The sequence below is a fragment of the Streptomyces sp. GESEQ-35 genome (genome assembly GCF_017948485.1).
Classification (GTDB): Bacteria; Actinomycetota; Actinomycetes; order Streptomycetales; family Streptomycetaceae; genus Streptomyces.
Genome location: NZ_JAFFSX010000010.1, coordinates 87,629 through 108,948 on the forward strand (window position 1 = coordinate 87,629; position 21,320 = coordinate 108,948).

20 protein-coding genes and 2 pseudogenes are annotated in these 21,320 nt (G+C 70.4%); 16 read left to right on the top strand and 6 right to left on the bottom strand.

The window, feature by feature from the left end; genetic code table 11:
- Positions 1-116 precede the first annotated feature (116 nt).
- Positions 117-758 (top strand): TetR/AcrR family transcriptional regulator, encoded by a 642-nt coding sequence (locus tag KCH87_RS20925; RefSeq protein ID WP_210587699.1) that lies wholly within the window; start codon positions 117-119, stop codon positions 756-758.
- Positions 759-803: 45 nt separating this feature from the next.
- Here KCH87_RS20925 and KCH87_RS20930 read toward each other — a convergent pair whose 3' ends face one another.
- From KCH87_RS20930 to KCH87_RS20950, 5 genes are all read right to left on the bottom strand, one after another.
- Complete coding sequence (locus KCH87_RS20930) at positions 804-1,610, bottom strand: amidohydrolase (RefSeq protein WP_210587700.1); 807 nt, start codon at positions 1,608-1,610, stop codon at positions 804-806.
- A gap of 12 nt (positions 1,611-1,622) precedes the next feature.
- Entirely contained in the window at positions 1,623-2,801 is a 1,179-nt protein-coding gene (locus tag KCH87_RS20935) for an alpha/beta hydrolase (RefSeq protein ID WP_210587701.1), read from the bottom strand.
- Positions 2,802-2,895: 94 nt separating this feature from the next.
- Positions 2,896-4,398, bottom strand: a complete 1,503-nt coding sequence (locus tag KCH87_RS20940; RefSeq protein ID WP_210587702.1) for an FAD-dependent monooxygenase — start codon at positions 4,396-4,398, stop codon at positions 2,896-2,898.
- A 143-nt stretch (positions 4,399-4,541) separates the two neighbouring features.
- Positions 4,542-5,525: an endonuclease/exonuclease/phosphatase family protein gene (locus KCH87_RS20945; RefSeq protein ID WP_210587890.1), complete on the bottom strand. Its 984-nt coding sequence runs from the start codon at positions 5,523-5,525 to the stop codon at positions 4,542-4,544.
- A 137-nt stretch (positions 5,526-5,662) separates the two neighbouring features.
- Positions 5,663-6,349 (bottom strand): M15 family metallopeptidase, encoded by a 687-nt coding sequence (locus KCH87_RS20950; protein WP_210587703.1) that lies wholly within the window; start codon positions 6,347-6,349, stop codon positions 5,663-5,665.
- Positions 6,350-6,436: 87 nt separating this feature from the next.
- Between KCH87_RS20950 and KCH87_RS20955 the strand changes: the two genes are divergently transcribed.
- The 5 genes and pseudogenes from KCH87_RS20955 (at position 6,437) to KCH87_RS20975 (ending at position 9,963) form a co-directional block, all read left to right on the top strand.
- Positions 6,437-7,132, top strand: coding sequence for a response regulator transcription factor (locus tag KCH87_RS20955; protein ID WP_210587704.1), 696 nt, complete (start codon positions 6,437-6,439; stop codon positions 7,130-7,132).
- 10 nt (positions 7,133-7,142) lie between these two features.
- Positions 7,143-8,237 carry a HAMP domain-containing sensor histidine kinase gene (locus tag KCH87_RS20960; RefSeq protein ID WP_308298876.1) on the top strand — a complete coding sequence of 365 codons (1,095 nt, stop codon included), beginning with the start codon at positions 7,143-7,145 and terminating at the stop codon, positions 8,235-8,237.
- A gap of 27 nt (positions 8,238-8,264) precedes the next feature.
- Positions 8,265-8,731: pseudogene (locus tag KCH87_RS20965) on the top strand (ATP-binding protein).
- A gap of 81 nt (positions 8,732-8,812) precedes the next feature.
- Positions 8,813-9,223: pseudogene (locus KCH87_RS20970) on the top strand (dienelactone hydrolase family protein); the annotation flags it as partial.
- Positions 9,154-9,963, top strand: a complete 810-nt coding sequence (locus KCH87_RS20975; protein ID WP_282612971.1) for an NADPH-dependent F420 reductase — start codon at positions 9,154-9,156, stop codon at positions 9,961-9,963. The pseudogene KCH87_RS20970 and the gene KCH87_RS20975, both read left to right, overlap by 70 nt.
- A gap of 20 nt (positions 9,964-9,983) precedes the next feature.
- On the opposite strand, the gene KCH87_RS20980 is transcribed toward KCH87_RS20975, so the two are convergent.
- On the bottom strand, positions 9,984-11,021 hold the full coding sequence (locus KCH87_RS20980; RefSeq protein WP_210587707.1) for a LacI family DNA-binding transcriptional regulator: 1,038 nt from the start codon (positions 11,019-11,021) through the stop codon (positions 9,984-9,986).
- A gap of 165 nt (positions 11,022-11,186) precedes the next feature.
- Between KCH87_RS20980 and KCH87_RS20985 the strand changes: the two genes are divergently transcribed.
- From KCH87_RS20985 to KCH87_RS50770, 10 genes are read left to right on the top strand one after another with little or no spacing between them, the layout of a single operon-like run.
- On the top strand, positions 11,187-12,107 hold the full coding sequence (locus tag KCH87_RS20985; RefSeq protein ID WP_210587708.1) for an NAD(P)-dependent oxidoreductase: 921 nt from the start codon (positions 11,187-11,189) through the stop codon (positions 12,105-12,107).
- A complete protein-coding gene (locus KCH87_RS20990) occupies positions 12,104-13,339 on the top strand; it encodes a Xaa-Pro peptidase family protein (RefSeq protein WP_210587709.1) in 1,236 nt (411 codons plus the stop codon). Before KCH87_RS20985 ends, KCH87_RS20990 begins: the two co-directional genes overlap by 4 nt.
- A gap of 12 nt (positions 13,340-13,351) precedes the next feature.
- Complete coding sequence (locus KCH87_RS20995) at positions 13,352-14,323, top strand: thiamine pyrophosphate-dependent dehydrogenase E1 component subunit alpha (RefSeq protein WP_308298877.1); 972 nt, start codon at positions 13,352-13,354, stop codon at positions 14,321-14,323.
- Positions 14,311-15,288, top strand: a complete 978-nt coding sequence (locus tag KCH87_RS21000; protein WP_210587710.1) for an alpha-ketoacid dehydrogenase subunit beta — start codon at positions 14,311-14,313, stop codon at positions 15,286-15,288. The genes KCH87_RS20995 and KCH87_RS21000 overlap by 13 nt, the downstream gene beginning before the upstream one ends.
- A gap of 11 nt (positions 15,289-15,299) precedes the next feature.
- On the top strand, positions 15,300-16,526 hold the full coding sequence (locus KCH87_RS21005) for an amino acid ABC transporter substrate-binding protein (RefSeq protein ID WP_210587711.1): 1,227 nt from the start codon (positions 15,300-15,302) through the stop codon (positions 16,524-16,526).
- Positions 16,527-16,533: 7 nt separating this feature from the next.
- Positions 16,534-17,415, top strand: coding sequence for a branched-chain amino acid ABC transporter permease (locus KCH87_RS21010; protein ID WP_210587712.1), 882 nt, complete (start codon positions 16,534-16,536; stop codon positions 17,413-17,415).
- Positions 17,412-19,205, top strand: a complete 1,794-nt coding sequence (locus KCH87_RS21015) for an ATP-binding cassette domain-containing protein (protein WP_210587713.1) — start codon at positions 17,412-17,414, stop codon at positions 19,203-19,205. Before KCH87_RS21010 ends, KCH87_RS21015 begins: the two co-directional genes overlap by 4 nt.
- Complete coding sequence (locus KCH87_RS21020; RefSeq protein ID WP_210587714.1) at positions 19,199-19,954, top strand: ABC transporter ATP-binding protein; 756 nt, start codon at positions 19,199-19,201, stop codon at positions 19,952-19,954. Before KCH87_RS21015 ends, KCH87_RS21020 begins: the two co-directional genes overlap by 7 nt.
- A 1-nt stretch (position 19,955) precedes the next feature.
- Positions 19,956-21,035 (top strand): alpha/beta hydrolase, encoded by a 1,080-nt coding sequence (locus KCH87_RS21025; protein ID WP_210587715.1) that lies wholly within the window; start codon positions 19,956-19,958, stop codon positions 21,033-21,035.
- Between the two features lie 24 nt (positions 21,036-21,059).
- A complete protein-coding gene (locus KCH87_RS50770) occupies positions 21,060-21,311 on the top strand; it encodes a hypothetical protein (RefSeq protein WP_374199011.1) in 252 nt (83 codons plus the stop codon).
- Positions 21,312-21,320 lie beyond the last annotated feature (9 nt).

The following is a 21,320-nucleotide window of genomic DNA, read 5'->3' on the forward strand; positions in this document are numbered from 1 at the left end:
GACCGGCCGAAGGGGTGACCGCGTTCATGGCTTCGGAGGTCCAGGCCGTTCCCGGAAGCCCCGCATGGTGGGCGAGCCGGACACCCGCTCCCGCGTACCGGCGAGGGCGTCCTCCGATGGACGCCGGGCGGATCGTCGAAACGGCCTTGAAGCTCATCGACGAGGTCGGGATTCAGGCGCTGACCCTGCGTATGCTCGCCGATGCCCTGAACTCGGGCACGGCGACGCTCTACCGGCACTTCGACGGCAAGGACGAACTCCTCGCACTTGTCGCCGACCGGATCCTGGGCGAAGTCAGCGTCCCGCCCGAGGAGTTGGACGGCCTGTCCTGGCGGGAGTCCGTGACGGTCGCGGCGGAGGCGCTCTACGCCACACTGTGCCGGCACCCCAACGCCCTGTCGTTGCTGGCCGCCCAGGTCCCCGTCGGCCCCAACGCGCTCCGGGGCAGGGAACGGCTCATCACCCTGTTCCTGCATCACGGGTTCCCAGTCGGCCTGGCCGCACGTGCCTTCACGGCCATCGGCCACTACGTCATCGGCTTCGCCATCCAGCAGCACGGCCCCGGGACACCACGCCCCGAGGACCAGTGGCAGCTTCGGGACTACTTCAAGTCCCTTGATCCGGCCGACTTTCCGGCCACGATCGCCACGGCCGACGAGTTGACCTCCGTGCCGCTCGACGAGGAGTTCCGGTTCGGGCTGGACCTGCTCCTCGACGGGCTGGAACGGACCGGATTCGACTCATCGCAGGAACCTTGAGCTGACGGCGTCGTCGACGGTTTCGCCGATTCAGTGCCAGCCGATTCAGTGCCGGCCGATCCAGTCGGCCACGGCCCGGCCCATGACCAGCTCCAGGTCACGGCCGCGCAGCCAGGGCAGTTCCTCGGTGAACATCGTCACCGCCTCGCGCCACGAGCAACGGAGGCGCGTGATGTCGGTGCCCCAGAACATCCGCTCGGCGCCATAGGCGTCGAAGACCTGGCGCAGCACGCCGTGTGTGCTGGTGAACGGGTACGGATCCGTTGCCATGCTCGGTACGGCGGTCGCTTTCATCGCGATGTTGGGGTGGCGCGCCAAGGCGAGCAGGGTGTCGAGGTGTGCGGCCGCGTCGGGCAGCTTCTCGAAGGGGTTGACCGCGAGGTGGTCGATCAACAAGCGCATGTTCGGGAATCGGGCCGCGATGTCGTCGACGGCGGGCAGGTACGGGGGCAACACCATGAGACCCACTGGGATCCCGCGCCGGTCGGCGGCCGCCCACAGCCAGTCGAGCCCGCCCGACGCGAGGCGGTCGGCCATCTCCGACGCCGCCAGCATGAAGCGCAGGCCCAGCATGCCGGGTTTGTCCAGCCAGGTATCGACGAGGGATTCGTCGGCGGCCTCGTCGAGGGGGAACCAGCCGAGGGTCGCGAACCGGTCGGGATGCTGTTTCGCCGCCTCGACGGCGTAGTCGTTCGCGCCGGCGTCCCAGATCGCGGGGCAGTTGACGGCGCGGTCGACTCCGGCCTCGTCCATATCACGCAGGGCGGTGTCGACGGTGTACGGCGCGCGCCAGTGGTGCGGCGGCGCGCTCTCGCCGGCCCAGAGGTGGACCTGTGCGTCGATGATGTGCACCGGGTTTTCCTCTCAGTTCACGAAGTCGGGGCTCGGCAGGCCGGACAGGCGCGCCGTCATCCAGTCGGCGATGAGCGCGTCACGGTCGTGCTTGTGGTTGTAGACGCAGTGGTTGCCGTCGGAGAAGACGACCATGTGCTTGTCGTCCGTGGGTGCTCCCTGGAGAAGGATCTGCGCGAGGTCCATCGAGACCATGGGGTCTTCGCCGCCCTGCACGACCAGCAGCGGGTAGCCGGTGTTGGGTCCGTCGGCGAGCGGGGTGACGGTCTTCCAGACGTCTACTGCCCGGTCCTCGTCGTCGGTTCCGCAGGCGGCGACCATCTTCGAGAAGAAGGTCCCCATGGTCGGTGGCACGAGCCATGGGGCGTGGATACCGCCGTTGTCGACGCAGGCGCGGATCCGGGGGTCCTGTGCCGCGACGGCCATGGCGACGCTGCCGCCCATGCTGTTGCCGATGAAGCCGATCGGGCGGCCCGGCGAGCGCTCGTCGAGGAAGTCGACGGCTCGCCCGTACGCGTCGCGCCACTGCGCGGTGAGGTAATGCTCGTGCGTGAGCCTCGTTTCGCCCTGTCCCGGACCGTCGAGCAGCAGCGTGTCGATGCCCCGTGCCGCGAGCGCCTCGCCGAGGCTGTCGAAATCCATGGCCCAGCCTTCGACGCCGCCGATGACGACGGCCGAGCCGACCGCGGTGCCGTCCGCGGGGACGAGCCACGCCACCAGGGGGCCGTGGTCGGTTTCGACCGTGACGCGCTCGCGGTCACCACTCGGTTCGGCGGCCTGTGCGTAGAGTTCCGCGGCGCGTACGAAGATCGCCCGGCGCTCCGGGGTGTCGGACAGCATCATCATCTGACTCATGCGCAGGAGAGCGGACGCACGGCGCAGGTGGCCGATCCGGGTGGGCCTCCCGGTGTCGCCCGGGGCGCCCTCGACGCGGCGCAGGCACACGTCCGCGAGCTCCGTGGCGGCCGACCGCCAGTCCTGCCCCTCGATCACGTGGGCACGCAGCTCGACGGCATCCGCGTAGTCGACGCCGTAGCCGGTCATGCGCTCCAGCGGGAACTGGCGCAGTGCGGCCTGCGATTCGGCCGAGAGCCTCGACGTGACCTCCTCCGTCTCCGCGCGCCTGCCGACGAAGTCCAGCGTCACGACCGGGGCCGAGCTGCCCTCGGCGACCGCCTGTTGTGCTGACATTCCTGAAACTCCTCATGATCGGCCTGGCGCGAAGAGGTTCGCCAGGCGGCTGCGTGACGACCTCACTCAGTCGTGCCGGCCGCGCCTACGTCGGTCACCTCGGAGCAAGTGCCTTGGCCGTGGGGGCGAAGGAGTCCGTCCAGTCGGCCGTGATGATGCTGCCGATGTATCCGTCGGGGCGGATCAGGATCAGTGCGTCGCCGTCGACGCCGTAGATGCTGGTCAGTTGGCCGGTGACATCGGTCAGGCAGCCACTGTCGATTCCGCGCCCACCGCGGACTGTGTGGCGGCGCAGTTCGGCGCCCTCGGCCGGCCACGTCAGGTGGGGCAGGGCCTCGGTGGCGTGGGGGCCGAAGGCCAGCAGGGTGAAGTGCGGCCCCTGGAAGACGTCGAACAGGCGGCTCGTGCCGGGTGCGGTGCACGGCGCGTCCGGCGCCCGGTCGCCCACGTGCAGGGTTTTGGTTGCCGGAGCGTCGGTGGGGGCGAGCGGACCGCCGTGATAGGTGAGCCCGAGCTGCCGCTCTTCGTCGCCGCGCTTCAGGCCGGCGACACGGTGCTTGCTGAGGCTCTGGTAGAGCTCGCTGGACTTGCCGAGAACGCCTGCGGCGATCGGGAGCCGTTCGGCCTCATAGCTGTCGAGCAGGCTGTCCGGTGCCCCGGCGATGACCTGGCCGAGCTTCCAGCCCAGGTTGTAGGCGTCCTGCACACCGGTGTTGAGGCCCTGCGCGCCGGCCGGCGTGTGCACGTGGGCGGCGTCGCCCGCCAGGAAGACCCGGCCCTGGCGGTAGTGCTCGACGAGGCGGACGTTGGGCCGGAACGCCGAGGTCCAGGTGATGTCGCGGAGCTTGTGGCCGGTGAGCGTGTGGAACCGGTCGGCCAGGGCGGCGTGTTCGAGGTTCGGTGTGTCGCCCGGCTTCAGCCGGATCATCACCTGGAACTGGTCGGAGTGCGGCAGCGGACACGCTCCTGCGGAGGCACGGGGCCACATGTGCCACCGGTCGCGGGACAGTCCGTCGATCGTGCAGTCGATGATGAGGGTCTTGTCGGCGTCGTCGGTCTCCCCGACGAAGCCGAGACCGGTGGCGATGCGGACGGCGCTCGCGCCCCCGTCGGCGCCGACGAGGTACCTGCCGCGCACCCGCTCGCCGGTGGAGAGCGTCGCCGTGACGCCGTCGGCGTCCTGCTCGAAGCCTTCCAGCGCGACCCCGTACTCGATGCTCAGTCCGAGGCGTTCGAGCAGGCGGTGCAGGATGGCGTCGGTGCGGTGCTGAGGCAGCAGCAGGACGTTCGGGTGGGGGACGTCCGGGGTCGGCTTGCTCCGCTGCTGCATCTTCCAGGGCGCGGTGACGGGCCCGAGGTGGAGTCCCGCGAGCGGGTAGGGGCCGCCCTCCGCCTGCGCCTCGTGCAGTACGCCGAAGTCCTCGAAGACTTCCTGAGTGCGGGGCTGGATCCCCTTGGCACGCGAGCCTTCGAAGGCGTGCGGCGCCTTGTTGACGACACGGACGCGAAGCCCGCGCCGCAGCAGGTCGGCAGCCAGGGTGGAGCCGGTGGGGCCTGCTCCGGCGACGAGGACGTCTGTGTCGTGGGGTTCTGTCATGGTGATCGACCTCAATGGGTTCTCTCGAACAGGACGGCGACCTGTCTGCTTTCATCGCGCGCCGCTGATATTGGATACGATGTAACCAATATATTGTGGTTACACCGTAGCCGTTTATGAGAGAGCGGGCAAGCCCGCGATGTTCACCAGCTGATTCCGGCCCCCACCGGTAGGTGGTCGCTGCCGGTGGACGGCAGCACCCACGAGCTCTCCGGCTCCACGCCGCGGACCAGGATCTGGTCGATCCGTGCCACCGGGAACCTCGCCGGCCAGCTGAAGCCGAAGCCGTCCCCGGCCTCGTCCTGGGCCGACCGCATCTGCGAGGTGAGGTCGGCGAAGGCGCGGTCGGCCACGGTGCCGTTCAGGTCGCCGAGCAGCACCACCCGCTCGTTCGGCTCGGCGGCGACGGCCTTGGCGAGCGACTGCGCGTTTCTGTCCCGGCTGTCCGTCCAGAAGCCCGTCCTGGGATTCACCCGTACGGATCCCAGGTGGGCCACGTACACGGCGAGGGGTCCGTGATCCGTGGCCACGGTGGTGCGCAGCGCCCGGTTGTAGGCCATCGTGACCTCGGCCGGCTTGGCGTCCCCGAGGGGCCCGTAGTCGATCTGGGTGTCGACCGGCCGGGTGTCCGACAGCGGCAGCTTGCTCCACAGGCCGACCGTGCCCTGCACCGTGTGGTACGGGTACGCCTTCGCCAGCGCCTTCTCGTACAGCGGCTTCGCCTGCGCGGTGATCTCCTCCAGGGCCAGCACGTCCGCCTTGGAGGCGACCAGGTCGCGGGCGGTGCCGGCCGGGTCGGAGTTGTCGGCGTTGACGTTGTGGCTGACCACGGTGAGGTCGCTGCCGGGGTGGGACTTGTCGCTGAACACCCCGCCGTAGAGGTTCAGCCACACCGTGACGGGCAGCAGCAGCGCGACCACCGCGGAGGCGGAGCGGCGCCACAGCGCCCCGGTCAGCAGAACCGGGACGAACAGGCCGAACCACGGCAGGAAGGTCTCCACCAGGCTGCCGAGGCCCCCGCGGTCCGTGATCCGCGCGTGCAGCAGCATCAGAAGGCCGAGCAGCAGCGCCAGCGCCGCGAGCACCGGACCGCGCTTCCAGGGCCCCGGCCGGGCGCCGACGCGGATCGCCCGGCGGATGCCCGCGCGCCAGGTACCGGAGCCGGGATCCCGGTGGCCGGCGCCACCCGGTCCGGCCTCCGCAGTGTCCCGCGCGCCGGCGGTCACGGTTTCCTGAGTGGCTTGTTGGGGGGTGGTCGCGCTGGTCACTGCTGCATCCTTGGGTCGTGTGTGGGGTCGGCATACATACGCGGGCAACCGTCATCGACGGCTTCGGGGCGCAGTTCGTAGTGCCAGGGCTCGTTGCTGTAGATCTGGCACAGTCCGTACTCGGCGCCGTGCTCGGACAGCCATGCCGTGGCGTTGGAGTGCCCGATGTCGATCGCGTCCCCCGACACGTGAGGAGACGTGTCCGCTGTGGCCACCCAGCGGGCGGCCTCCTCTTCCGAGCCGTACTTCGAGACCGCCTCACGAAGAAGCTGATCCTGGCGCTCCGGGGAACGCCAGCCGCTGTTGACGTAGAACCTGACGCCGAGATCAGCGGCATCCTTCGCGGCTACGCGCAGGGCCCGGAGCAGATCGGGGTCGAGTTCGGCTACGGCGGGATACCCGTCGTCGAACACCGTCACGCCGTCAGGAACGGCGCCGTCGGCCTCGCCGAACGCACCCTTGTGGTCCGCACGCCTGCGGTCGCCCTGAGGAGTGTCGATGGGTGGCGACGCGGGCGAGGAGGGCGACGCAGCCGAGGAAGGTGAAGCGGCCGGGGAGGACGCGGACGTCAACGACTGGTGAACGAGGACGCCGACAAGCGTCGCGCTGACGGCCACAAGGGCGGCGAGGACGGCCGATCGGGTACGGCGTGCTCCTGTTCCTGCTGGTTCGCGGTAGGACATGCCGCAAGTCAAGGCAGCGCGGTGTTGCCGGCACGTATGTGGTTTTCGATACGCCGACGATATGTTCCGGCTCGTAGCATCGGCAGCATGCGTGTGCTGATCGTCGAGGACGAACCCTTTCTGGCAGAAGCCATCCACGACGGCCTGCGCCTGGAGGCGATCGCCGCCGACATCGCCGGTGACGGCCACACCGCTCTGGAACTGCTGAGCATCAACGCCTACGACATCGCCGTCCTCGACCGGGACATCCCCGGCCCCTCCGGCGACGAGGTCGCCAAACGCATCGTCGCCCGCGGCAGCGGCACGCCGATCCTCATGCTCACCGCTGCCGACCGGCTCGACGACAAGGCCACCGGGTTCGAACTCGGCGCCGACGACTACCTCACGAAGCCGTTCGAACTCCAGGAACTCGTGCTCCGTCTCAGAGCACTCGACCGCAGGCGCGCCCACAACAGGCCACCCGTGCGTGAGATCGCAGGTCTGCGGCTGGATCCGTTCCGCCGCGAGGTCTACCGCGACGGCCGCTATGTCGCGCTCACCCGGAAACAGTTCGCCGTGCTCGAAGAACTCGTCGCTGCTGAAGGCGGGGTCGTCAGCGCCGAAGAACTACTGGAACGGGCGTGGGACGAGAACGCCGACCCGTTCACCAACGCCGTGCGCATCACGGTCTCCGCCCTGCGCAAGCGCCTCGGCGAACCCTGGATCATCACCACGGTCGCCGGCGTCGGCTACCGCATCGACACACAACCAGTGGCCGGACACGAGGGAGGGGAGCGTGGATAGGGCACCTGGTGTGAGCGTTCGCCTCAAACTCACCCTCAGCTACGCCGGGTTCCTCATGGTCGCGGGCGCCCTGCTGCTCGGCGCCGTCTGGGTGTTCCTCCTGCGTTACGTCCCCGATCGTGCGATGCTCATCAACCCCGATGACAGGCCGACGAACGGTGTGTTCCCCATCCGGTCCGTCCTCTTGGACGTTTTCGCTCCGAGGGCAGCCGCAGTGCTGGCGTTCCTGCTGGTGTTCGGCCTCGTGGGAGGGTGGGTTCTCGCCGGCCGCATGCTCGCCCCCCTGACCCGCATCACCGACGCCACACGCAGGGCCACGAACGGATCGCTCTCCCACCGAATCCGGCTGCCGGGCCGCGAAGACGAGTTCCGCCAACTCGCCGACGCCTTCGACACGATGCTCGTACGGCTCGAAGCGCACGTCGCCGAACAGCAGAGATTCGCAGCCAACGCCTCCCACGAGTTGCGCACGCCGCTGGCTGTCTCGAAGGCCCTTCTCGACGTGGCCCGCACCGATCCGACCCGTGACGCCGACGAACTCATCGAACGCCTCCACGCCGTCAACACCCGGGCGATCGACCTCACTGAAGCACTGCTCCTGGTCAGCCGTGCCGAGCAGCGGTCCTTCACCCGGGAACGCGTCGACCTGTCCCTCCTGGCGGAGGAAGCCACCGAAACACTCCTCCCCCTCGCGGAAAAGCATGGCGTCACCATCGAGACCTGCGGCGACATCACCCCCATGACCGGGTCGCCGGCGCTCCTGCTTCAGCTGACCACGAACCTCGTACACAACGCGATCATCCACAACCTGCCCGAACAGGGCACTGTGTGGGTGAATGCCGCCGTCCGCCCCAGGGCTGCGGTGCTCACTGTCGAAAACACCGGCGAGATGCTCACCCCGGAGCTGGCCGCGAAACTCACCGAACCCTTCCAGCGCGGCACCGAGCGCATTCACGCCGACCACGCGGGCGTCGGTCTCGGCCTGGCCATCGTCAAAACCATCACCCAGGCACACGACGGAACACTCACCCTCACCCCGCGCCCGGCCGGCGGAATCCGCATCACGGTGGAACTGCCCGCGACATCCCCGCACACCGACAGATGAGGAACCACTGAGCTAGCCTCAGGCCCTGTGATCGTATGGCTCAACGGCACCCACGGCGCAGGCAAGACGACGACCAGTGCACTCGTGCAGCAACTGATCCCGGATTCACGGGTGTTCGACGCCGAGAAGGTCGGCGCGACACTCATGGACATCACCCCGGGGCTGCCCGGGCCCGGGGGCTCGACTACGCCGGCGGAACTCTGGTGATGCCCATGACCGTCCTGGTCGAGCAGTACTGGCGCGAGATCAGCACGGGCCTCGCCCACCATGCCGTTCCGGTACGGCACTTCGTCCTCCACGCCGACCAGGACACCCTCCGCGGGCGCATCGCGGGGGACATTCTTGGCCCCAACTCCCCATTCCGTCTCACATACCTTGAGCCCTACGCGGAGGCGGCCCGCACATGGCTGCACCGCGAGGCCGAGGTCATCGACACCACGCACCTCACGCCCGCCCAGGCCGCCCTACAGATCGCCGAGGCCGTCAGGAGCTGAGGTGCGGCACCTGGGCCAGGTACAGGCTGCCCGTGGCGCCGGCGCGGAGGCCCGCGCCGCTGGACCTCGTCGGCCTCCGAAGGACCGGCGGGTGTCACCGGCTACTGCATGGGCGCCGCCCTGGCCCTGCGCACCGCGGGCAGTCACCCGGACCGGGTCGCCGCCGCGGCCGGTTTCCACGGCGCGTTCCTCGCCACCGACGCGCCGGACAGCCCGCATCTGCTCGCCGATCGCATCACGGCGGAGTTGTACTTCGGCCATGCGGACCAGGACTCCACCAACCCGCCCGAACAGATCGACCGCCTCGGCGCGGCGCTCACCGACGCGGGCGTCCGCCACCGCGCCGAGGTCTACACCGGCGCCCACCACGGCTTCACCCAGGCCGACACCGCGATGCACCACCCCGAGGCCGCGGAACGTCACTGGACAGCGCTGCTCGACCTGTTCAGCCGCGCTCTTCCGGCCCGGCACGACGCGATCAGTCATCAGTAGACGGAGAACGGAGACCTGACGCAATGACCACCAAGACCCTCGGACTCATCGGCAGCGGCATGATCGGCAGTGCTCTGGCCCGGCTGGCCGTCACCGCCGGCCTGGACGTCGTCCTGAGCAACTCGCGCGGCCCCGAGACCCTCGCCGGCCTGGTCGGGGAACTCGGCGACCGCGCCCGTGCGGCCACACCGGAGGAGGCCGCGCGCGTCAGTGACCTCGTGGTGGCGACCATCCCGCTGGAGGCCTACGGGCAGCTTCCCGCCGCGGCCCTGGCCGGCCGGACGGTCATCGACACGATGAACTACTACCCGGACCGCGACGGCAGCATCGCGGCCCTGGACACCGGCGAGGCGACCTCCAGCGAACTCGTGCAGCGCCACCTGCCCGGCTCCCGTGTCGTCAAGGCGTTCAACAACATCGACTTCCGCCGCCTGTTCACCGGCGCCCGCCCCGCAGGCGCCCCCGACCGCAGCGCACTGCCCCTCGCGGGTGACGACCCGGCCGCCAAGGCGGAGACGGCCCGGCTGCTGGATACCCTCGGCTACGACGCGGTCGACATCGGCACGCTCGCCGACAGCTGGCGCAGTCAGCCGGGAACGCCGGTCTACGTCCAGCCGTACATGGCGCAGCGGCCCGAGGGACTGAGCCGGGAAGAGACACAGCGCTGGTTCTTCAAGACGCCGGGCGTGCCGCTTCCCGCCGCCCGCGTGCAGGAACTGGCCGACTCCGCGACGCGCTGATCGCCCCGGGGACGGGTGCGTCAGGCCCCCTTCCCACCCAGCGTCCCGCCCCCCGCCACCGCGGTCGACCCCCGGACGATCAGCCTGCACGTCAGCCGGATGTGCAGCGGCTCGGGCAGGCCGTCGAGGATGCGGAGCATGAGGCGGGCGGCCTCGGCGCCGATCTCGTGTTGCGGGGTGCGGATCGTGGTGAGGGGCGTGGCCATGCGGTCGAGCATCGGCATGTCGTTGAAGCCGATGACGGACAGGTCATGGGGGCAGTTCAGGCCCGCTTCGGTGAGGGCGTCGAGCACACCGAGGGCCATCAGGTCGTTCCCGGCGAGGACGGCGGTGGGGCGGGGACGCAGGGCCAGCAGGTCGCGGGCGGCGGACCGGCCCGCTTCGGTGGAGTACACGGTGCCCGCGACGACCGGGCAGGCGCGGCGGTCCAGGCCCGACTGGTCCACGGCGTCCAGGAAGGCGCGGTGCCGCAGATGGCCGGTGGACAGGTCCTGCGGGCCCGCGAGATGGGCGATCCGCCGGTGGCCCAGGTCGACGAGATGGCGTACGGCGTCCCGTACTCCGGCCGCGTCGTCGCCGGTGACGCTGGAGTGGCGAGGGTTGTCGGTGATGCGGTTGAGCAGGACGAGCGGGGTGTCCGTGTCGGCGAGACGGTCGAGCAGGGGATGCTCACGGCGCGCGGTGGCCACGATGAAACCGTCGCTGCGGCGGCCCTGGAGCATGGCGACCATCCGCTCCTCCAGCTCCGGGTCGTTGTCGGTGTCGGTGAGCAGCGCCAAGTGGTCCGCGGCGCGCAGCACTTGCTCGATACCGCGCACGATCGGCGGGAAGAGCGGGTTGGCCAGGTCCGGGATCAGCACGCCGATCGTGCGCGAGCGGCGGGTGCGCAGACCGCGGGCGAGCGAGTTGGGCTCGTAACCGAGGGTCTCCGCGGCCCGGACGATCCGGCGGACGGTGTCCGGGGCCACCCGGTGGCGGGTCGCCGGGTTGAGCGCCTTGGACACCGTGCCCGGGTGGACGCGGGCCGCGCGCGCCACATCGGCCAGCGTGGCGCTCACCGTGCGCCGCCCCTTGACGCGCAGTCAGAGCGTTCATAGTGTCCAGAGCCTGAAGGCAATCGATTGTCGTCCATGAACTCCGAGCTTAGATCCGGGTCATGGAGCGCTCAATACCCGTGTCAGACCCATCGTTTGCCCTGCGTACGACGGCGGAGGGACCGCACGATGACGACGCAGACGGATCACCCGAAACCCCGGGTCGGCTGGATCGGAACCGGCCGTATGGGCAGCGCCATGGTCCGGCGCCTCCTCGCCGCCGGATATGAGGTCACGGTCCACAACCGCACCGCCGCGAAGGCCGAGCCGCTGCGCCAGGACGGCGCCGCCGTCGCTACCTCGCTCGCCCGACTCGCCGACCAGGAGGTGGTGTTCACGATGGTCGCCGCCGATGCCGCACTGACCGAGGTGACCCTCGGCGAGCACGGCCTCCTCCGGCAGACAACCGTCCCGGGCGTCCTCGTCGAATGCTCCACGGTCTCGTCGGAGACCTCCTTCCAGGTGCGCGCGGAGGCGGTCAAGGCAGGCGTACGGATGCTGGCGGCGCCGGTCAGCGGCAATCCCTCGGCGGTCGAGTCGGGCACGGCGGCGTTCGTCGTGTCGGGGCCGGTGGAGGCGTACGACGTCGTACGGCCGCTGCTGAGCGCGATCTGCGGAGCGGCGACCCATGTCGGGGAGGGCGAGGAAGCGCGGCTGGTGAAGATCGCCCACAATCTGTTCCTCGGGGCGGTCATCCAGTCCCTCGCGGAGATCACCGTGCTCGCCGAGAAGGGCGGGGTGCGGCGCTCCGACTTCCTGGCCTTCATCAACACGTCCGTACTCGGCTCGGTCTTCACCCGCTACAAGACGCCCGCGCTCACCACACTGGACTTCACCCCGACCTTCACACCCCAACTTCTCAGGAAAGACTTCGAGTTGGGCCTGGCCGCCGCTCGCGAGAGCGGAGTGAGCATGCCGGTCGCGGCGCTGGTGCACCAGCTGGTGCAGGGGGCCGAACAGGCGCAGGGGCAGGACGGGCCGGTGGACTTCGCCGTGCTGCTCGCGGAAGTCGCCCGCTCCGCCGGCCTGTCGCTGGAGGCGGAACGATGACGACCGCCGCCGCTCCCGGCCACAACGCCGTCGACTTCGAGTCCCGCGTCGACTTCGACCGGCTGCGCACCTACCGGCTCGCGCGTGTGCGCGAGGCGCTTGCCGACAGCGACCTCGGTGCGCTGCTGCTCTTCGACGTCAACAACATCCGCTATCTCACCGGCACCGTCATCGGCGAGTGGTCCCGCGACAAGATGACCCGCTACGCCCTGCTCACCCGCGACGGCGAGCCGTCTCTCTGGGACTTCGGCTCGGCCGCCCGCCACCACCAGCTGTACGCGCCCTGGCTGAAGCCGGAGAACTGCCGGGCCGGCATGCTCGGCCTGCGCGGCGCCGTACGCCCGGAGGCCGGGCTCTTCGACCGGGCGGTCGCCGAGATACACGACCTGCTCCGCGCGGCCGGTGCCGCGGACGCGCCCGTCGGCGTGGACATCGTCGAGCCGCCGTTCCTCTTCGCGCTCCAGCAGGCCGGGCTGCGCGTCGTCGACTGCCAGCAAGTCATGCTGGACGCACGGCAGTTGAAGAACCAGGACGAGATCCTGCTGCTCACCCAGTCCGCCGCCATGGTCGACGGCTGCTACCAGGCCATCGCCGAGGCCCTCAAACCCGGCGTGCGCGAGAACGACATCGTCGCGCTCGCCAACAAGTACCTCTACGAACACGGCTCCGACGACGTCGAGGCGATCAACGCGGTCTCCGGGGAACGCTGCAACCCGCATCCGCACAACTTCACCGACCGGCTGATCCGCCCCGGCGACACCTGCTTCTTCGACATCATCCAGTCGTACAACGGATATCGGACCTGCTACTACCGCACCCTGAACGTCGGTTCGTCCACGCCCCCGCAGCGCGCCGCCCACCGCCGCGCCCGCGAATGGATCGACGCCGCGATCACCCTCGTCAAGCCCGGCGTGACCACCGACGTCATCGCCCGCGCCTGGCCGCGCGCCCAGGACTTCGGCTTCGCCACCGAAATGGACTGCTTCGGCCTCCAGTTCGGCCACGGCCTCGGGCTCGGGCTGCACGAGCGCCCGATCATCAGCCGGCTGAACTCCCTGGAGCACCCGGAGGAGATCCACGAGGGCATGGTCTTCGCGCTGGAGACCTACTGCCCGGCCACCGACGGCTTCTCGGCGGCCCGGATCGAGGAGGAGGTCCTGGTCACCGCCGACGGCGCCCGGGTGCTCACCCTCTTCCCGGCCCAGGAGCTCTTCGTCGCCAACCGCTACTGAGGGGAGGCACCCGTGGACGTACGGCTCGACCTCTACCGCCGTATGGTGCGCATGCGCGCCCTGGAGAAGCGTGCATACGACCTGTTCCTGCGCGGCCTCGTCAAGGGCACCAGCCACCTCTCCACCGGCCAGGAGGCCGTGGCCGCCGGGTTCGCCGCCGCCCAGCGCCCCGACGACTACACCTTCGCCACCTACCGCGGCCACGCCCACACCCTCGCCCGCGGCGCCCCGATGGAGGCGATCCTCGCCGAGCTGATGGGCCGCGGCAGCGGGCTCATGTCCGGCAAGGGCGGCAGCATGCACCTGACCAGCACCGAGCACGGAATGATGGGCAGTTACGCCATCGTCGGCGCCCATCTCCCGATCGCCGGCGGCGCCGCCTGGTCGGCCCAGCTGCGCGGCTCCGGACAGGTCACGGTCTGCTTCTTCAGCGACGGGACGACCAACATCGGCGCGTTCCACGAGGCGCTGAACCTCGCCGCCGTATGGCAGCTCCCGGTCGTGTACGTCTGCGAGAACAACCAGTACATGGAGTACACGCCGATCGGAGCGGTGACCGCCGTGCGGCGTCCGGCCGCCGACCGGGCCGCCGCGTACGGACTGGAGCCGGTCGTCGTCGACGGCAACGACGTCGACGCCGTGTACGAGACGGCGCTCGCGGCAGTGAACAGAGCGCGCGAGGGCGGCGGGCCGAGCCTGATCGAGGCCGACACCTACCGGCAGGGCGGCCACTCGCGGGCCGATCCGGGGACGTACCGGCCGAAGGAGGAGGTCGAGGCCTGGCTTGCCCGGGACCCGATCCCCGCGTACCGGATGAAGCTGCTCGGCGATGGTATCGACGAGGACACCCTCGCCGGGATCGAGGACGCGGCCGCCCGCGAGGTCGACGAGGCGGCCAAGGCCGCCGAGGACGCACCGCCACCCGAACTCGCCCTGGTGGAACGGGACTTGTGGGCCGACGGAGGTGCGGCATGGCGCAACTGACCTACCGGGACGCCGTCGCACGCGGTATCGCGCAGGAGATGCGGCGGGACGAGCGGGTCGTGCTGCTCGGGGAGGACGTGGCGGCGGCGGGCGGGGTGTTCAAGACGACCGCCGGACTGCTCGACGAGTTCGGCCCCCGGCGGGTACGGGACACGCCGATCTCCGAACAGGCCATCCTGGGCGCGGCGATGGGCGCCGCGATGACCGGGCTGCGGCCGGTCGCCGAGATCATGTTCAGCGACTTCTTCGGCGTCGGCTGGGACCTGCTCGCCAACCAGATCGCCAAGACCCGCTACATGGCGGGCGGTCAGCTCTCCCTGCCGCTCGTCGTGCGCGCCGCCAACGGGGGCGGGCTGCGCTTCGGAGCCCAGCACTCGCAGGACGTCGCGAACTGGGTGATGGCGGTGCCGGGCCTCAAGGTCGTCGTACCGTCCACGCCGCGCGATGTGGTGGGCCTGCTCGCCGCCGCCGTACGCGACCCGGATCCCGTCATCTTCCTTGAGGCCAAAGGGCTTTACCCCGTTCGGGGCGAGGTCCCGGACGGCGAGATCACCGACACGCTGGGCTCCGCCGTCGTACGGCGTGCGGGCGGGGACTGCGTGATCGTCGCGCTGGGGCTGATGGTGCCGCGTGCCCTGGACGCCGCCGGACGACTGGCCCGTGAACACGGGGTCGATGCCGCCGTACTCGATCTGCGCAGTCTCGTCCCGCTGGACGTACGGGCCGTGCTGGAGGCGCTGGAGCGGACCGGGCGGCTGTTCACGGTGGAGGAGAACCCGCGGCTGTGCGGCTGGGGCGCGGAGGTGGTGTCGCTCTGCGCCGAGGAGGGCTTCACCAGTCTGGACGGACCGCTCGTACGGATCACCACACCCCATGTCCCGCTGCCCGCCGCCGACGCCCTGGAGGACGCGGCGCTGCCCAGCACGGACCGGATCGTCGACACGATCGCCAAGAGCATGGACTAGCTGGAGTCGTCATGGCTGGAAGGAACGGGCTCACCCGGAGGGAGTTCGCGGCCGCCGGGCTGGGGTTGGGGCTTGCGTTGGCCGGCTGCTCGGAGAACGGTTCTTCGGGCGGTTCCGGCGGCGATCTGCTCATCGGGGCCTCGCTGCCGTTGACCGGGCAGTTCTCGCAGCCGGGCCAGGAGGCCGAGCGCGGGTACCGGATCTGGCGGGAGATGGTCAACGCCGACGGCGGAATCCTGGGCCGCCAGGTCGAGTTGAAGATCACCGACGATGCCAGCAGCCAGGACACGGTGGTCGCCGACTACAACCGGCTGATCACTCAGGACCGGGTGGACTTCCTGCTCGGCACGTTCTCCTCGCTGCTCAACTACCCGGCGTCCGCGGTCGCCGAGCGGCAGGGCATGGTCTTCGTCGAACCGGCGGGCGGCGCCGAGAACATCTTCACCCGCGGCTTCAAGAAGATCTTCTTCGCGCAGCCCGCGCTCTCCGCCGACCAGGCGAACACCTTCGTGGACTGGGTGAAGTCCCTGCCGGAGGCGGAACGCCCGGCGTCGGCGGCCTACACCACGCAGGACGACCCGTTCACCCGGCCGGTCATCGAACGGCTGCAAGGGCTGCTGGAGGACCTGGGCATCAAGACCGTCTACACCAGCGTCTATCCGGCCGAGACCACCAACATGCAGCCCGTGGCCGCCGCCATCGCGGGCAAGAAGCCCGAACTCGTTGCGCACGGCGCGGTGTTCCAGGACGGCGTCGGGCTCGTACGGGCCCTGAAACAGCAGCAGTTCTCGCCGAAGGCCCTGTTCCAGATGTCCGCGCCGAGCCACGCCGGGCAGTACAGCAGCGGCATCGGCGAGGCCAACACACAAGGCGTCTTCTACTCGGTCAGCTGGCACGAGAGCGCGCCCACGCCGCTGAACAAGGAGTTCGTGGCCGCGTACGCGAAGAAGTACAAGGGCGCCGTCCCGGCCGAGGACGCCGCCGACGCCTTCGCCGCCGCGCAGGTGCTCCAGGCCGGTGTCGAGGGCGCGAACGGCACCGACCAGGACAAGGTCGCCGAGTGGCTGCACGGCAACGAGGTCGAGACCGTCCTCGGCCCGCTGAAGTGGGACGAGCGCGGCGCCCCGGTCGGCAGTTTCCTGCTCGCCCAGTGGCAGGGCGGCAAGGTCGAGATCGTCTCGCCGGCGGACGCCGCCACCGCCGAACAGGCCGTGTACCCCAAGCCGGACTGGCAGTGAGACGACGATGGCGGAGTTCGTCCAGACGCTGGTCCTGGGGCTGCTGATCGGCGGCGTGTACGCACTGATGGCCTCGGGCCTGACCCTGGTCTTCGGTGTCATGCGCGTCATCAACGTCGCCCAGGGCGCCTTCATCGTCCTGTCGGCCTTCGTGACCTGGTGGGTGTGGCGGGAGACCGGCATCGACCCGATCGCGCTGGCCGTCCTCACGACTCCGCTGATGTTCGGCTTCGGCTGGGCCTTCTACCGGCTGGTGGGCGCCCGGCTGCGCTCCGCTCCGCCGTCCATGTCGGTGCTGCTCATGTTCGGCGTGGCGCTGCTCGTCGAGGGCCTCCTCAACGTGACGGCCGGCAACCGCTACCGCTCCGCCACCCCCGGCTACTTCGACGAGTCGTACCCGCTCGGCCCGATCTCCGTCCCCAAGGCCGCGCTGTACGGCTTCCTCGCCGCGCTCGCAGTCCTCGCCGCCTTCTACGCCGTGCTGAACCGCACCTGGACCGGCCGCGCGATCCGCGCCTGGGCGCAGAACCCGTCAGGCGCGGCCCTCGTCGGAGTGAGCGCCGTCCCCACCGCCACGCTGGCCTTCGCGCTCGGCACGGCAAGCGCCGGCATGGGCGGCTCGGTGCTGTCGGTCCTGGTGCCGTTCTTCCCCGCCTCGCACTACGAGTGGATCGCCCGCATCCTCGGCATCATCGTCCTCGGCGGTCTCGGCAGCCTGCCGGGCGCCCTGACCGGCGCGCTGATCCTCGGCCTCGCCGAGTCGCTGACCTCGGTGTACATCTCCCCGCAGTGGTCGGTCCTGGTCTTCTACGGCGTGATCATGGCGGTGCTGATCGTCCGGCCGCAGGGGCTCTTCGGGGCCCGGGTACGGGAGGACGTGACCGCATGAAGGCCGTATTCACGCATGCCGGTGTTCCCTTCGCGGCACTGGTCGCGCTGGGCCTGTATCCGGTGCTCGGCATCGGCAGCGCGTATCACCTGACGGTCGCCACGCTCTGCCTGCTGCTCGCCGTCCAGGCCGTGAGCTGGAACATCCTCTCCGGATACGCCGGTTACGTCTCGCTCGGCCACAGCGCCTTCCTCGGCGCCGGAGCCTACGCGGGCGGCGTCGCCGCCGAACGCCTCGACATCGACCCCCTGTTGGGCGCGCCGCTCGGCGGGATCCTCGCCGCGCTCGTGGCGGTGGCGATCGGCGCGGTCGTCCTGCGCTCGCGCGGTGCGGCGTTCGTCATCGTCACCATCGCGCTGCTGCTGACCTTGCAGGTCCTTGCGACGAACCTGACCCAACTCACCCATGGCAACCAGGGGTTGGCGTTCCCGCTGCCGCCCTGGTCCCGCGAGACCGGCAACCGGCCCTTCTACTACGTCTTCCTCGCCCTGCTGATCCTGACCGTCGCCTTCAGCGCCTGGGTGCGCACCCGCAAGCTCGGCTCCGGTCTCGTCGCCATCCGGGAGGACGAGGGCAAGGCCGCCGCCATCGGCATCCCCACGACCCGCTACAAGGTGACGGCCTTCGCGTCGGGCGCCTTCTTCACCGGCGTCGCGGGCGGCGTCTACGGCTACTTCCTGTCGTACATCAGCCCCACCACCATGTTCGCGGTGCTCGCGAGCGTGATGGTGGTGCTGGCCGCCCTGCTCGGCGGGCGCGGCAGCCTGTACGGGCCGGTGGTGGGCGCGTTCGTCGTGGCCATCGGGAGCGAGGCGGCGACCGTGTACGGGGGAGGGTCGAGCAGCAGGCTGCTGCTCTTCGGGGGGTTGCTCACGGCCGTCGTGCTGTTCCTGCCGCAGGGGGTGCTGCCGGGGGCGGCCGCGTGGTGGCGGGCACGGCATCCCCGTCCGGTCGAGTACACCGACCAGGAGGGCGCGCTCGGCCGGCTGCCACCGGCCGTGGCCGTGCGTGCGGACGCCGGGCCGCCCGAAATCCTGCGGATCAGCGGGGTGTCGAAAAGCTTCGGGGGACTGGTCGCGGTCGACGGCGCCGATCTCGTCGTACGACGCGGCACGATCACCGGTCTGATCGGACCCAACGGGTCGGGAAAGACCACCCTGTTCAACCTGGTGACCGGCACCCTGCGCGCCGACGCCGGCGCGATCGCCTTCGACGGGCGCCGCATCGACCGGATGCCACCCTGGCGACGCTGCCATCTCGGCCTCGGCCGCACCTTCCAGACGACCAGGCTCTTCCCCGCGATGAGCGTGCTGGAGAACGTCGTCGCACCGCTGCCCGACGGCCGGTGGCGTACGGCGGTACGGGGCGGGGTCACCGGCGCCGAGGCCGGACGGGCCCGCGAACTCCTCGACTTCATGGGCCTGGGACGGTTCGCCGCCGAGCCGGCCGGATCGCTGTCGTACGGGCAGCAGAAGCTCGTCGAACTCGCCCAGATCCTGATGCTCGACACCCGGCTGATCCTCCTCGACGAGCCCGCCGGGGGCATCAACCCGGCGCTGGTCGAGCACCTGAAGGGCATCATCCGCCAACTCGCCGAGCAGGGCGTCACGTTCCTGCTCGTCGAGCACAACATCCCGCTCGTGCTGGACCTGTGCGATCCGGTCGTCGTGTTCTCGCAGGGGAGGGTGATCGCGGAAGGGCCGCCGGGGGTGATCCGCGACGATCCGGCGGTGCTGGAGGCGTACCTGGGCGAGAGCGTGGGCGAGAAGGAGGCCGATCGGACGTGCTGACCCTCGACAGGGTGGTGGCGGGGTACGGGGGCGGGGACGTGCTGCACGGGGTGTCACTGGAGTGCGCGCCGTCCACCGTGACCTGCGTCATCGGGCCCAACGGGGCTGGCAAGTCGACCGTGTTGAGAGTGATCTCGGGGCTGCTCGCCCCGCGCGCCGGGGAGGTGCGGCTGGGCGGCGAAGTGCTGTCCGGGTGCTCCACGCAGGAGATCCTCCGGCACGGTGTGGTCCAAGTCCCGCAGTCCCAGGCGCTGTTCCCCAAAATGACCATCGCCGAGAACGTGCTGATGGGCGGCTACCTCCTCCGCAAGAACCGCGCGCTGCTGCACGCCAGGCTCGCGGCCGTGGAGGAACTCGTCCCGCTGGTCCGCGAACGCGCCTCGGAACCGGCCGGCAACCTCTCCGGCGGACAGCGCCGCATGGTCGAGATCGGGCGCTGTCTGATGCTGGAGCCGAAGGTCGTGATGATGGACGAACCGTCCCTCGGCCTTGATCCACGCAGCCTCGCCGCGGTCGCCGCACTCATCGAGCGCATTCATCTCTCCGGCGCCACCGTCCTGCTGGTCGAGCAGAACGTACGGATCGGGCTCGGGCTCGCCACCCACGGGGTGGTCATGGAGGGCGGCCGGGTCCGACTCACCGGCAGGGCCGCCGAGATCGCCGGGCACCCCGACATCGGACAGCTCTATCTGGGTGCCCCGACCGCAGCCGGTTCCACGGTGAACACCCCACCTACCAAAGGACTTTGACGTGGACGCACGCATCGCCTCCGCCCTCGCCAACTGGGCGCCCCGCTTCACCACCAACGGCGTCATCGTCTCCGACTTCGAGGCGGTCACCGGCGGCCTGGAGCACTGGGGCCAGTGGTGCGCCGCCTGGTCGCGGGCGGCCGCCGTACACGAAAAGCTCGGCCGCGACGCCCTGACCGGCGGCCGTACCCGCTCGGCCGGAGAGCATCTCGCCAGGGCCGCCCTCTACTACCACTTCGGCAAGTTCCTGTACTTCGAGGACGTCGCCGAGGCCAGGGAGGCGCACAGCGCGGCGGTCCGCTGTCTGGGCGACGCCCTGCCGCACCTCGACCCTCCCGGACGGCGGATCGAGATCCCGTACCAGGGGGCGACCCTGGTGGGCGTCCTGCGACTGCCGGCCGGTCCGGGCCCGCACCCGGCCGTGCTGATGATTCCCGGCCTCGACTCCGCCAAGGAGGAGTTCCGCACCACCGAACGCACCTTCCTGGACCGGGGGTTGGCCACGTTCTCCGTGGACGGCCCGGGACAGGGCGAGGCCGAGTACGACCTGCCGATCACCGCCGCCTGGGAGGAACCGGGCCGGGCCCTCATCGACGCGCTCGCCGCCCAGCCGGGCATCGACGGCGAGCGGATCGCCGTCTGGGGCGTCAGCCTCGGCGGCTACTACGCACCACGCGTGGCCGCCGGCGACGAACGGGTGCGTGCCTGTGTCGCCCTCGCCGGACCGTACGACTTCGGCGCGGCCTGGGACCTGCTGCCGCCGCTGACCCGCGCGGCCTTCCGGCACCGCTCCCAGGCGCCGGACGAGTCGGCCGCGGCGGCGGCCGCCCGTACCCTCACCCTGGAAGGCCGGACCAAGTCCATCCACTGCCCCCTCCTCGTCGTCACCGGCAAACGCGACCGTCTCTTCCCCTGGCAGGACGCCCGCCGTCTCGTCGAGGAGGCGTCCGGCCCCGCCGAACTCCTCGCCCTCGACGAGGGCAATCACGGCTGCGCGAACCAGCCCGCCCACCACCGCCCTTACACGGCGGACTGGCTTGCGGAGGGAGGGCGCGCGGCCGGTCTTCGAGTCATGTCTTGACATCCGGATGAGAGGGTTCGTCGCTTGGGCGTGGCGATCGACGCCGCCCTGCTGGCGAGCGTGCCCAACTCCCACGAACGCGGCTGGGACCACCTCGGCGGCAGCGTCCGTGACTCCGTGCCGTTCGCCGCGTACCTCTCCTACAAGTGGGCCGGACATCCGCCCTCGACCCGGCCGGCATCGTCGAGCAGGACTGCCCCGCTGGTGACACCGGCAGGCCCTGGTTGCGCGGTGCCCGCCACCCGCCGGATCGGGGTGCCGGGCCGCCGCTGCTGAGAATGCCCT

Excerpts from the sequence above, each read along its gene's own strand:
- KCH87_RS20925 (WP_210587699.1), top strand. The coding sequence starts at position 117 with ATGGACGCCGGGCGGATCGTCGAAACGGCCTTGAAGCTCATCGACGAG.
- KCH87_RS20935 (WP_210587701.1), bottom strand. The coding sequence starts at position 2,801 with ATGTCAGCACAACAGGCGGTCGCCGAGGGCAGCTCGGCCCCGGTCGTG.
- KCH87_RS20940 (WP_210587702.1), bottom strand. The coding sequence starts at position 4,398 with ATGACAGAACCCCACGACACAGACGTCCTCGTCGCCGGAGCAGGCCCC.
- KCH87_RS20950 (WP_210587703.1), bottom strand. The coding sequence starts at position 6,349 with ATGTCCTACCGCGAACCAGCAGGAACAGGAGCACGCCGTACCCGATCG.
- KCH87_RS20955 (WP_210587704.1), top strand. The coding sequence starts at position 6,437 with ATGCGTGTGCTGATCGTCGAGGACGAACCCTTTCTGGCAGAAGCCATC.
- KCH87_RS20985 (WP_210587708.1), top strand. The coding sequence starts at position 11,187 with ATGACGACGCAGACGGATCACCCGAAACCCCGGGTCGGCTGGATCGGA.
- KCH87_RS20990 (WP_210587709.1), top strand. The coding sequence starts at position 12,104 with ATGACGACCGCCGCCGCTCCCGGCCACAACGCCGTCGACTTCGAGTCC.
- KCH87_RS21000 (WP_210587710.1), top strand. The coding sequence starts at position 14,311 with ATGGCGCAACTGACCTACCGGGACGCCGTCGCACGCGGTATCGCGCAG.
- KCH87_RS21005 (WP_210587711.1), top strand. The coding sequence starts at position 15,300 with ATGGCTGGAAGGAACGGGCTCACCCGGAGGGAGTTCGCGGCCGCCGGG.
- KCH87_RS21010 (WP_210587712.1), top strand. The coding sequence starts at position 16,534 with ATGGCGGAGTTCGTCCAGACGCTGGTCCTGGGGCTGCTGATCGGCGGC.
- KCH87_RS21015 (WP_210587713.1), top strand. The coding sequence starts at position 17,412 with ATGAAGGCCGTATTCACGCATGCCGGTGTTCCCTTCGCGGCACTGGTC.